Source organism: Paenibacillus thermotolerans (assembly GCF_028745515.1).
Taxonomy (GTDB): domain Bacteria; phylum Bacillota; class Bacilli; order Paenibacillales; family YIM-B00363; genus Paenibacillus_AE; species Paenibacillus_AE thermotolerans.
The window spans coordinates 91356-102268 of record NZ_JAQZSG010000019.1 but is presented as its reverse complement, the minus strand read 5'-3'; the positions used below and the strand labels follow the sequence as shown (position 1 = coordinate 102268).

Below are 10913 nucleotides of genomic sequence, written 5' to 3'. Positions count from 1 at the left end.
GAGTATTCGAGAGCATTCCCCTTAAATACGAGGGACGGACACCACAGACGCTAATCCCCGATTTTTAGCTCTGATTCTTGCATTTTCGAGGCAATAACTGCAGTGACGTCCGTTACATCTTCAATCGTCATTCAAATCGCCGAATAACTGCATGCCTGTCCGTTAGAGCGAGCCGACATGGGGAAACGTATCCAGAGTGGAACGGGTGAAGGTGCGGGAGACGCGTCAGGCGGTTTTCTTTGCGTTTCCTGTATTGACTTAAACGTCAATATCGCCGACTATTTGTGATATTAGAAATAAACGAGATAAACCATGGGAGATGGAGCATCCGATGAATCGCTTGTTGAACGTCACGGGCTGGACATACTTGTTGAACGGCTGCTTGAACGTGCTGCTTGGCGCGTTGCTGATCAATTTGCTGGGGCATTACGGCAGAGGCTATTCGGAAGGCGGAGCGCTTGTGACGCTGCAATTTCTCGGCTTCCTGACGGGCGTGCTGACGATGCCTTGGTGGAACCGCAGGTTCGGAAGAAGAAGAACGCTGACCGCGGCCGCGGCGGCCATATGCGCTGCCGAGGCCGTAATCGGGCTGCTCCCGCCGTGGATTGCGCTCTTTGCGCTGGCGCCGGTTGCGGGACTCGGCTTCGGCCTGCTGGAATCGACCGCAGGGACGATGCTTCTGGATGCCGCAGGGGACAAAAAAGCGTCGGCCATGAGCAAAATCGAAGTGTTTTTCGGCGTCGGGTCGTTCGCGATGCCGTTCGCGGTATCGTTCTTTATCGCGAAGCAAATATGGACCGCTTCCTTCTTTCTCATGGCGGCGGCGGCGCTCGTATTGGCGCTCGTCTGGGGCTTGCTGTCGTTCCGGGAATTCAACGGCCTGCTGGAACGGCGGCCGTCCGGTGAGGAAGCGCCGCCGGCGAAATACACGGGATCGGAGCGGGGCGTGCTGGCCGTCATGGCATTGCTGTTTTTCGTCTATGTCGGCGTGGAAGTTTGCGTCATTAGCTTTTTTCCTTCCGTGTTTACAGAGTCTTACCGGTGGGACAGCGCCTCCGCGGCGCTCACGGTCACGGGCTTTTGGGGAACGATGGTGCTCGGCCGCGTCTTAATGAGCATTGCCGGGGCGAAGGTTCGCTATCTTCCCTTCTTGTACGCGACGAGCGGCATCGGCGCCGTTTCGTTCGGATTGCTCGCGGCGGGGGTTCCGGCTTGGGGGGCGTATGCGGTAGTGCTGCTGCTCGGCCTCGTGCTGGCCGGAATTTTCGCAATCGCGCTCATTTACGCGAATGAATTGCTTCCCGGCCGAACGGAGCGAACGTCCAGTCTGTGCATCGCGGCCGGCGGGCTCGGCGGATCGGTCATGCCTTCGGTGGCCGGCTTTTTGATTGAGGACGGCTCGCCGGCCATCATGCTGGCGTTTCTAGCCGTCTGCTCCGTATTGATGGTGCTGCTTGCCGCGGCGGCCAAACGAATTCACGCGGCGGTAACTCGGGAGGCGAACTCTCCCGCGTAAAACACGGCACGCTCCGATGTCGGGCAACGGACAATCGGTGCGTGCTTTTTTCTTGAAAACGGTTGCCAACCCCTAATTTTTCCTTAATACTTAATGTTATATCCATTCCATACATAATAAGGAGGCAGATGATGGATTACACAAAGACCGGCATTTCGGGTCTGGACGACATATTGCATGGAGGCATACCTTCCGGCAACACCGTCATCCTGGAAGGGGCGCCCGGCACCGGCAAAACGACGATCGGCGTCCAGTTTTTGGTCCATGGCGCAACGCACGCCAACGAACCGGGAATCTACATTACGTTCGAGGAGCTCCCGGATCAAATATATGCCGATATGCAGACGGCTTTCGGTTGGGATTTGCGCGCATTGGAGAGGCAAAATTTGCTTCGGATCGTCTGTCTGTCGCCGGAAACGTTTCTTCGCCAGATGACCGAGCCGAACGGGCTGATCGAGCAGCTGATCGGCCAAATCGGCAGCAAGCGGCTGGTGATCGACAGCATCAGCTTATTCAGACTCGTTGCGCCGACCGGCGACCAGCTCAGGAAAAGCTTCTATACCGTGCGGAACATCATGCGAAAATATGCGCAAACCGCTTTGCTGCTGCAGGAGAGGGGCGGCGGCGATTCGGGGGACATTCCGTTTGAAAATTATGTCGCCGACGGCGTGATCCGGTTGTCCTTAAAGGAGCACATGCAAAAATACCGGGTCAGAGCGCTCGAGGTGCTGAAGATGAGAGGAACGCGAATTGTCGAAGGAGAGCACCTGTATAAATTTCTGGACCATGGAATCCATCTCATTCCGGCTTTGTCCATGGTTGAAGACAAGGCGGTGCCTGCGGGGAATCGAACGTCGACCGGCATTGCTAGATTGGATCGCATTTTGCAGGGAGGAATTCCGGATGGGGTGTCCTTCCTGGTGGATACGAACAGCAAGGCGAATCACAAATATTTAATTGCGAGCATTTTCGCCCAACAAATTTATTCCGGCAAAAGGGTGATATCGCTCAACTCCAGCCTAAGCACCGTTCGAGACACGATCCTGAACTTGTCGCTGTTCGGCGTCCCGGTGGACGAGCATCTTCGGAATCATGAATTTTTTATTATAGAGCACTATAAGAGACCTTACCCTCAGGAGTTCGAGCATGCGATCATCGATGTGAGCGATTTGGATAACGACGATTACCGGAAAGCTTTGCGCGAAAAGCTGGGTCCGATCATGCAGGAAAGTTTGCTGAAAGGCGAGAAGTGGTTTATTTATTACGATTTGAATACGATATTTTCCCAGCGCGGCTCCAAGTTCGTCAGCCGTTTTTTTGCGGAGGAAGTGGCGCGGGCGAAGGCGTATGGCCTTACGATGCTCGTATTGTGCAACTTTGCCGAGATGGATCCGGAAATTGCGTCCTATTTGGAAAGATCGAGCCAAGGCGCCATAAAAACTTGGGTGGACGGAAACTACCAATATTTGCAGGTGACGAAATCGTCCGACGGATTCGTATCCGAGCCGTTGATCGTTGAAAGCACGAACCAATTGCCTTACATTCATTTGGTTTAAGGAGGCAAGGTACGTATGAATGAGAACGAGCTGTTGTCATTAAGACTTGAGTGTACCCTGTTCTTCCAGGGGAACCCATATGCATTCGAAACGGAGGAAGGTTTGGCCGTCCGGCTCGGTCGAAGGGTCGAGCATATCAAGCCCGTGCTGATTGAGCTGGTGAATTCATCGATTTTGGAGAAGACGGGCGACGGCGATTTGGCGATCTACCGTTATGTCGAGCCGTACTTCGCGAGCGGGATGGAAGTGTGATGCTTAGGACTGTCCCCGGCTTGCTGCCCGGACTTCTGGAACTGCTGGCTTCAGCTTATTCCACGGCGCTGCAGATGACGGACGAGACCGGCCAACCTTGCTCGGAGCCCATCTACAACGGAGAACTGTCCCGTCTTTTATTCGCACAGATCAAGAAGCTTCATGAAGCGGCGGCGCTTCGGCTCCGGGAAGCGGAAGGAAGGGCGGTGCTGATCGACTCTTCCATTCCGGGGATTCGGGCAGCCGCGGTGTCCGTGCACGCTTCCGCTCGGGAAGCATATACATTATTTTGCGGTCCGATCGCCGAATCGGAAAGCATGCAGTCCCACGAGACGGAAAGACTGCTTCAAGGAATGGAGCGGTTTGCCCAAGTCGTTACGTATATGGCGGCATCGGGTCGGGACGTGCCCCTGTACCGCAGCCTGGCCGACTGGATTGCGCAAGCCCGATTACCGGACGATGCGGCGGCCGGCCGAATGGTGGAGGCGATATGCAATATGTCCGCGCACGTCGATTTTGCGGGCTATGCGGTTTCGGCGGGGCCGCATCGATACCGGATCGTGGAATACAGCGGTCCGAACCGGGACGAATGGCTGCATGCGGCGTTCGATTACGGCGAAGGCTTTCTGGGGCAAGCCTGCATGCTTGGACAAGCCAGAACCTGGAAAAACATAGAAGGCGATCCCCGCGCGGATTATTTCCAGAGGAGAGGTCTTCCCATTCATCAGCTGTTCGGTTACCCGATCGTAGCGGATTCGGAAACGCCGGCGCTCCTATTCGGAGGGTCGTTGTCCGGTCACGAATTGGGCGAAGACTTTGGCGTATTCCTGCAAATTTTGTCTTATTTACTGAGCATGCGGCTGCGGCTGAGGAAGCTTTCAATGAAAGAGCAGCGTCACAATACGCAGCTTGCCGCTTTAGTCGAAATATCCAAAATTATGAATACGGCGGCCGATTTGAAGAAGGTGCTTTATGTATTTGTCGACGTAAGCCTGATTTTGATAAACGGAGCTTCCTCCAGCCATCTTCTGCTGCAGCTTCCGGGAACGTCGAAGGCGCATATCGTCTCCAGAGGGATCAAACAGGAGCAGGTGCAGCATTTCAGCAAAACGATCGTCGAGCGATTTTTTGCTAAGGGAGGCGGCGTGCAGATCGATCCGGCTTTGGAGCAAACCGCGGACGGAGACTATGTTCTGAGCTGCCCGATCCGTGTCGCATCCGAGCTGGGCGGCGTTCTGAGCTTGCGGCTGAAGCATTCGGAGCCGTACGAAGAAATGAAGGACATCTTTTCGACGTTTCTTGTGCTGGCCGGCATTACGCTGGAGCGCATCTTGCACTCCGGCGGTCCGGAGAGCCATTCCGGAAAGGCCGAGCTTCTGCACCAAGCGGCCAAGGTGTGGAATCGGGAGGCTTATGAGCGCGGGGAAACCGTCAAACGGCTTGCGCTTGAGTTTGCGGATTATATAAGTATGCCTCCGCAGGAAAAGGCTCGCCTTGCCGCTGCAGGTCCGTTGTGCATTTATCCGGTATCGTTCCTTCATGAGCAATTGGCGGGAGATCCGCTGCTTACGATCATCGAACGGTTTCATGCATTGAAAGGCGGAAGCGCTCCGCCGCTGGCGGAAGATCAATCGGAGGCCGGCCTGATGTTAAGCCAAATCCTGCTGTTAGTCCATGGCTACGCGGAAAGCGGCGGCCAGCCGCCTTCGGCGAACGGGCCGGTTTCCGTTGATGAGCGGCTTCGAACCGAGTTTTCCTCCTTTGCTTTGCAAAAGCTAACCGTCGAGATGGAAATCGAGATGAAGCCCGGAGGCGGGGAGGAGAGAGCGTCTTTAGGCGGCGGCAGGCTGGATTTCGATCGAGTCGGGAATAGCATGAACATCTCCCCCAGAGAGCGCGACGTATTGAGACTGATGATGAAAGGCTCGAACAACCGCGAAATTGCCGATGAGCTGTTCATCAGCGAGCATACGGTGAAAAATCACGTGACGAGCCTGTTTCATAAGCTTGAAGTGAGCGACCGCGCGCAAGCCATCGCCAAAATCTATAGCTTAGTAGGAAACCAATCCTAACGGTTACTAACCCCCTTCTTGCCGGAGGGGGTTTTCCTAATGGCTAGGAGCCCATTCCTATTTTCGGACAAACCGGGGCGAATGGGAGTGCAGGGCGATACGCTTCCCCGTTTCCATCATGCACAATGGCAGTAATAAGACATGAATGGAAACGAAAGGGAACGCGATATGACTCCTGTTCAATTGATGGACTTCAAAACCGTCCTGTATCAGGACGTTGTGGATTTTATCGGCAGCGACATTTGCTCCTTCTTCATGAAACGGTTGTCGGCATACCATTTGCCGACCTTCCAGCATTCCGTCAGGGTGGCGCTTTACAGTATGACGATTGCGGATCGCATGGGGATCGTTCCCGCGGAGGGCATCGTATTTTTACGATCGATGCTGCTTCACGATATTGGGAAGCTTTCCGTCCCGAAAGCCGTGTTGGACAAGCAAAGCCCGCTTGCCTCCGAAGAGTGGGACATGATCGGCAGACACACGGTTACGGGGTTTGAGATGTTGAAGGATTTTATCAAAAAAGGGTGGGTTGATCCGGAGATTATCCTCTATCACCATGAAAATATGGACGGTACCGGGTATCCGTTCGGTTTGATGGCTAAAGATCTCACTTTGTTTGTTCGGATCCTGAGGGTAGCGGACAGCTACGATGCGATGACCGGGGGGAGAGGGTACCGGCCGGCGATCTCGCACGATGAAGCCATGGAGGAGCTATACCGCTGGAGCGGCGTCACTTACGATTCCGAAATTGTCGACTGCTTCCATACGGCGTTATCTTTGACCGGAGGGGGGGAGCATTGATGAAATCGGAGGAAATGAGAGAGCTGCAGGCGCTGCTGGCGTCTCTTTATGAAAAATATAAAGTGTTGACCCACCCCTGCGTCGTAGCGGCAAGCAAATTGTTGGACCAAAAAATTGCGGAATATTATGCGCAGCAGCATAAAGTGCGGAAAATATAGCAAACGAAAAAGCACGCCCGATGTCGATGCACCGACATGCGGAGCGTGCTTTTTTGCTAAAAGCCTGCGTATTCGCGTAAAAATGCGGTAAATTCGCTCACTCCGTCGGGACGAATGCTGAACCGCTCATGGCTTTGCTGCCCCCGATTGATATGCGTTCGAATGAGGCCGGCAGCCCTTAGCGCCATCATGTGATGATGAACGGTGCCCTTGGACAGCTTCGTATGGGCGACGACCTCCGTAAAGCTGCGGGGAGACGGAGCGAGGTAGCGCAGAATGCGGATTCTGCTCTCGTCCGACAGCGCTCTCGTTACCCGCATGAGCTGAACGGGAGGATTGTCGCCGTGCTCGGGCGGGTCGACGGGATACAGAATGATGCCGAGCGTTTTATAAAGAGCATACGTATTCAAGGGCCGGAAGTGAACGACCGGCGCGAGCACGATGTCAATCAGTCCTTCCGCCTCGAGCACGACACCGCCGGTGGCGGCCTCGATCAGCTTCAGCGGATCGGACACCGATTGGACGGCTTGTCTTTGTGCCGCATCGTTCCGGGCGATCGCCAGCCACTCTCGATTTACCCCGTTGAAATAAATATCGTTCCATGTCGACAACAACCGCCCGGCTTCCTGCATCGTATCTCCGAGATCGCTCGGAAGAGATCCGGCCGTCTGCTGCGAGAGAAGCTCGTAAAGCCGCCCCGGGCTTTGCGCTCCCAGCCACTGAAGGAATTCCGGTATTTCCTTACTGTTGGGGCTTACATAGGTAAGCAGGAACAAATATTCGAACGTATCCTCTCCGAATTTGCCGGAGTCCGTACGAAACTTGGGAGATGCGGCTTCGTCCACCTTCTTTAGCCAGGCGCTCCCGATGTCGAGATTGCGGGTCCATTTGCGCCGGCTGTAAATCATGAAGCTGAGAATAAGCTCGTACACCGGAGAATGGTCAAAATGTACGCGAAACGACATACCGTTTGCCTCCGTCCATAGATTCCTTCCTATCATAAACGAACCCGAACGCTGCAATCAAATTCCGAATGGGCCGGAGTTCACAAACTGTCCATATTTTGTTCGGAAAAACATGTAACTTTAGAAACGGCTGATCCGTTTTTAGAGGAAGGAAATGGTTGCGGACGAGCCGGACGTCTATTATAATTAACAAATGCAGAACGTTCTGTATTTATAAAATATTCTGTTGTCATTTAACCAACGGATAATTATAATAGGGACTTGTGAGCTGTTTGACATCGATGAAGCATAGAGAAAAGGCCGTGTCGGCATAACATGTTCGGTTCGGACAGCCCATTTCCAATATATATATAAGCATGGGGGAGTAGGAGAACTATGTTGAAAAAATGGTTGATCGGTTTCTTTGCGCTTAGCATGGCATTGAGTATGGCTGCTTGCGGCCAAACGAATAACGACGATGCGGACAAGGCTGCCGTATCGGGCTCCGTTTCCGAGGAAGCCCCGGCGGATGAGCCGGCGGAAGAAGCCTCTGCCGAGGATCCGGCTCTGGAATTGCAAAAAGCGTTTAACGCTGCGGCAATGGCGGAAGGCAAAGTGCACACGCTGTTTGCAAAAGACACGTACGAAGACGAAGCGACGGGGGAAACGACGCCTCTGTTGAATCTCACGACAGGCACGCCGGAAGCGGCTCGCGAATTGCTGCTCAAGTACTTTGACGCGGCGCTTGCAGACCAAATCATGACGCACTACATTACCGACAAAACGATCGATGCCGGTATCGTCGTGAACGCGGAACCGTTCTTCACGTCCACGCTTCAAGGCTTGAAGTTTGAGGACGTTACGGTGGAAGGCACGAAGGAAGCTGCGACAATCACTACGAAAGACAACGTTGTATACACGGTTAGCTGGAACGAGGAAGCCGGCAAATACATCGTGATGAGCGTTGAGAAGAAATAATCGGTTATTATCGGAAAGCACCGTCGATTCATTCGGCGGTGCTTTTTTCGCTTCGAATACGGCATGCGGAGGGAGGGAAGTCTAACGAACGAAATAAATGGAAGGGATGGGTCAAGCAATGGTTACCGGAATAGCGGACAGCAAAGTGGATGCATATAAGCTTGGTGTCGGGGTCATGACGGATTCGATGCCCGGAATCGTTGAGGCGTATCACCGGTTTACCGGGGAATGCTTCGCGGATGGGGCGTTAAGCGCAAAGGAAAAACAGCTCATTGCACTGGGGATCGCGCTAGCCGCAAACAACGAGGTATGCACGTTCTACCACGTCAGCGAGGCGCAGGCGAAGGGGGCAAGCGCACAGGAGATCGCGGAGGCGTGCGCGGTTGCCGCTGCGGTCGGCGCGGGACACGCCATGAGCCAGGGCGTCACGCGCGTGCAGCAGGCGCTCCAAGGGAAGATGCCGGTGTCGTAACCGGAAGAGGAAGGCCGGGACTAAAGATAAAGTCCCGGTCTTTATTGTTTGTCCTCGCCGGCGGCTTGTTCTTGCGGGTCGGCTGCGGAGGAGGCGCTTGGGGCTTCGGACGGATCGGGGCTCGCTTTGGCGTCCGCGGCTTCTTCTTTGGCCGCTTGCAGCTCTTTCTGCAGTCCGCGAATTTGGCGGGACATCCGCACCATGCGGAACGTGCCGAATAACGACGCGGCTAGGCCTCCTGCCAGCGCGGAGCCGAGGATGACCATAATAAGCGGAAACTGGGCCTCTCCGAACACGAAATCGACAGGCACGGACTCTACGTTCACAACGGAAAAGATGGCGATGACGATCGCAAATACCAATGAAAAGATCAATGTCCACTGCTGCTTCATTTTTATTTTCACTCCTAAACTTCAACCTGATGAAATGATAACATACATAAATTGCGTCTCACCACATATCTATTTCAACCGCAATTATAGTAATATAAGTATTCGTAAAGCTTGGTCATAAAGGAATGGTGAAACTAGTGTATCGCGTCGTTCATTTTGAATTGTTGTCGGAGCATCCCGAGCGGACGGCGGCCTTTTACAGCGAAGTGTTCGGCTGGCGCGCGGAGCGGGGCGAAGGCGGCTATTATCGTTTGGTGACGGGCGGCGCCGGGGAGAAGGGCATTAATGGGGCGACGGTCAGGCCGCTCAACGATTCGCTGCCTCGCCAGGCGGTGAATACGGTGCAGGTGCCGGATGTGGAGCAGGCGCTTGCCAAGGTGCTTTCCTGCGGAGGAAAGACTCTGTCGGAGCCGATCGAGCTGCCGGGCGCCGGCACGTTCGTATATTGCGCCGATCCGGAGGGCATTCCGTTCGGAATGATCGAATACCGATGAAACGCCCTTTTTCGTTGCTGCTGCTGAATCATACGGCCGGGCATTTGGGGGACATTTTATATATAGCGGTAGTTGTTTTATATATTTATCGCTCCACCGGCTCTGTGCTGGCATCCGCGTTGTTTCCTTTCGTTCGCGTCATCGGGTTGTTTTTGAGCTCGGCAGCGTCCCCGCTGCTGATTGAACGTATGCCTTTGCGGAGAATGATGCTGCTGACTCGAGCCGGGGAAATGCTGGCTATGGTTGCCTTGGCGTTGTTTATGTATTTCGGCGGGACGTCGGTCGTTCTGATCCTGTTCCTTGTGTTCGCCGTTTCCTTCATACAAGGCTGGACCGATCCGGTGACGTACTCGCTTGTGCCGCGGCTGGTGGAACCTTCGGGACTGTCCAAGGCGAACGGGGCGCTCGGCACCGCGCGCGAGCTGACCGGCGTCGTCGGCTGGCTGGTCGGCGGGGTCGGCGCTTTGTCGTTCGGCGTGCCCGTCATGCTGGCGTGCTCGGCGGCGCTGTTTGCCGCAGGCGTTGCGGCGATGAGGCTGCTTCGCGGTGCGGACCTCGGGAAGGCGGCCGCGGAGGGAGGGGTTGATGGCGGAGAGACCGGGACCAAGACAAGTAAGTGGGCCGCGATCCGTTTAGGTTGGATGGAGCTGATCCGTAACCGAACGGCACGTTTCATTACGATAATGGACGTGATCGAAGGCTGGGGCTACTCGATTTATCTCGGCTCGTTCACCATTTTGTTCGTTGAGACGCAGCTGAAGCGGGGGCCGGAATGGTGGGGCTACATTAACGCTTCCTACTTTATCGGAATGATTGCGGGCGGCTTGCTCGTGACGGCGGCGTCGCGCCGGCTGAACGGGCGGCTTCCTTCAGCCATGGCTTTGGGCTCGCTGGGCTACGGCGGGGCGACGCTTGCTTATGCGTACACGGAATCCGCCCTGGCGGCGCTGCTGCTTGTGCTGATCATGGGCATACCGATGATGGTCAGAGATACGGCGCAGCGTACGCTGTTTCAGCTGAATGTGGATGCGGAGAAGCTTCCCAACACGTTGGTGGCTCACGGCGCGCTCAATTCGGCGGTGTTTGCGCTCTCGATCGTGCTCGTCGGGTGGCTGGCGGAGCGGTTTGGGCCTTCCGCGATTTATGTATTCGGCGGCGGACTCAGCTGCATGTCCGCTGTCGTCGGCATTGTCATGTTTGTGCGGTTCCGCGGAGATGTGAAGCTTCCGGAATCCGCGGAGAAGAGCGGCAAGGAGAGTGTGCGAATTGAGTAAGCGG

Annotated in this window: 12 protein-coding genes; 10 read left to right on the top strand and 2 right to left on the bottom strand. The window is 55.0% G+C overall.

Annotated elements, in window-relative coordinates; genetic code table 11:
• Positions 1–331: 331 nt before the first annotated feature.
• The 6 genes from PT964_RS16255 to PT964_RS16230 all read left to right on the top strand — a co-directional run bounded on the left by PT964_RS16255 (position 332) and on the right by PT964_RS16230 (position 6355).
• Complete coding sequence (locus tag PT964_RS16255) at positions 332–1516, top strand: MFS transporter (RefSeq protein ID WP_274364415.1); 1185 nt, start codon at positions 332–334, stop codon at positions 1514–1516.
• Between the two features lie 131 nt (positions 1517–1647).
• Positions 1648–3072: a DUF7125 family protein gene (locus PT964_RS16250; RefSeq protein ID WP_274364414.1), complete on the top strand. Its 1425-nt coding sequence runs from the start codon at positions 1648–1650 to the stop codon at positions 3070–3072.
• A 15-nt stretch (positions 3073–3087) separates the two neighbouring features.
• On the top strand, positions 3088–3324 hold the full coding sequence (locus PT964_RS16245) for a hypothetical protein (protein WP_274364413.1): 237 nt from the start codon (positions 3088–3090) through the stop codon (positions 3322–3324).
• Positions 3324–5396, top strand: a complete 2073-nt coding sequence (locus PT964_RS16240; RefSeq protein WP_274364412.1) for a LuxR C-terminal-related transcriptional regulator — start codon at positions 3324–3326, stop codon at positions 5394–5396. The genes PT964_RS16245 and PT964_RS16240 overlap by 1 nt, the downstream gene beginning before the upstream one ends.
• A 141-nt stretch (positions 5397–5537) precedes the next feature.
• Complete coding sequence (locus tag PT964_RS16235) at positions 5538–6197, top strand: HD-GYP domain-containing protein (RefSeq protein ID WP_274364411.1); 660 nt, start codon at positions 5538–5540, stop codon at positions 6195–6197.
• Entirely contained in the window at positions 6197–6355 is a 159-nt protein-coding gene (locus PT964_RS16230) for a Spo0E family sporulation regulatory protein-aspartic acid phosphatase (protein WP_274364410.1), read from the top strand. Before PT964_RS16235 ends, PT964_RS16230 begins: the two co-directional genes overlap by 1 nt.
• Positions 6356–6411: 56 nt before the next feature.
• Here the strand turns inward: PT964_RS16230 and PT964_RS16225 are convergent, their stop codons facing one another.
• Entirely contained in the window at positions 6412–7320 is a 909-nt protein-coding gene (locus PT964_RS16225; RefSeq protein WP_274364409.1) for an ArsR/SmtB family transcription factor, read from the bottom strand.
• A gap of 375 nt (positions 7321–7695) precedes the next feature.
• Here PT964_RS16225 and PT964_RS16220 point away from each other — a divergent pair, with 375 nt between their 5' ends.
• Together PT964_RS16220 and PT964_RS16215 are read left to right on the top strand one after the other, a co-directional pair.
• Positions 7696–8277 carry a hypothetical protein gene (locus PT964_RS16220; protein ID WP_274364408.1) on the top strand — a complete coding sequence of 194 codons (582 nt, stop codon included), beginning with the start codon at positions 7696–7698 and terminating at the stop codon, positions 8275–8277.
• Positions 8278–8395: 118 nt separating this feature from the next.
• Positions 8396–8749: a carboxymuconolactone decarboxylase family protein gene (locus PT964_RS16215; protein WP_274364407.1), complete on the top strand. Its 354-nt coding sequence runs from the start codon at positions 8396–8398 to the stop codon at positions 8747–8749.
• A gap of 41 nt (positions 8750–8790) precedes the next feature.
• On the opposite strand, the gene PT964_RS16210 is transcribed toward PT964_RS16215, so the two are convergent.
• Positions 8791–9141, bottom strand: coding sequence for a LapA family protein (locus PT964_RS16210; protein WP_274364406.1), 351 nt, complete (start codon positions 9139–9141; stop codon positions 8791–8793).
• A 125-nt stretch (positions 9142–9266) separates the two neighbouring features.
• Here PT964_RS16210 and PT964_RS16205 point away from each other — a divergent pair, with 125 nt between their 5' ends.
• Positions 9267–9635, top strand: a complete 369-nt coding sequence (locus PT964_RS16205; protein ID WP_274364405.1) for a VOC family protein — start codon at positions 9267–9269, stop codon at positions 9633–9635.
• A complete protein-coding gene (locus PT964_RS16200; RefSeq protein ID WP_274364404.1) occupies positions 9632–10909 on the top strand; it encodes an MFS transporter in 1278 nt (425 codons plus the stop codon). Before PT964_RS16205 ends, PT964_RS16200 begins: the two co-directional genes overlap by 4 nt.
• Positions 10910–10913 lie beyond the last annotated feature (4 nt).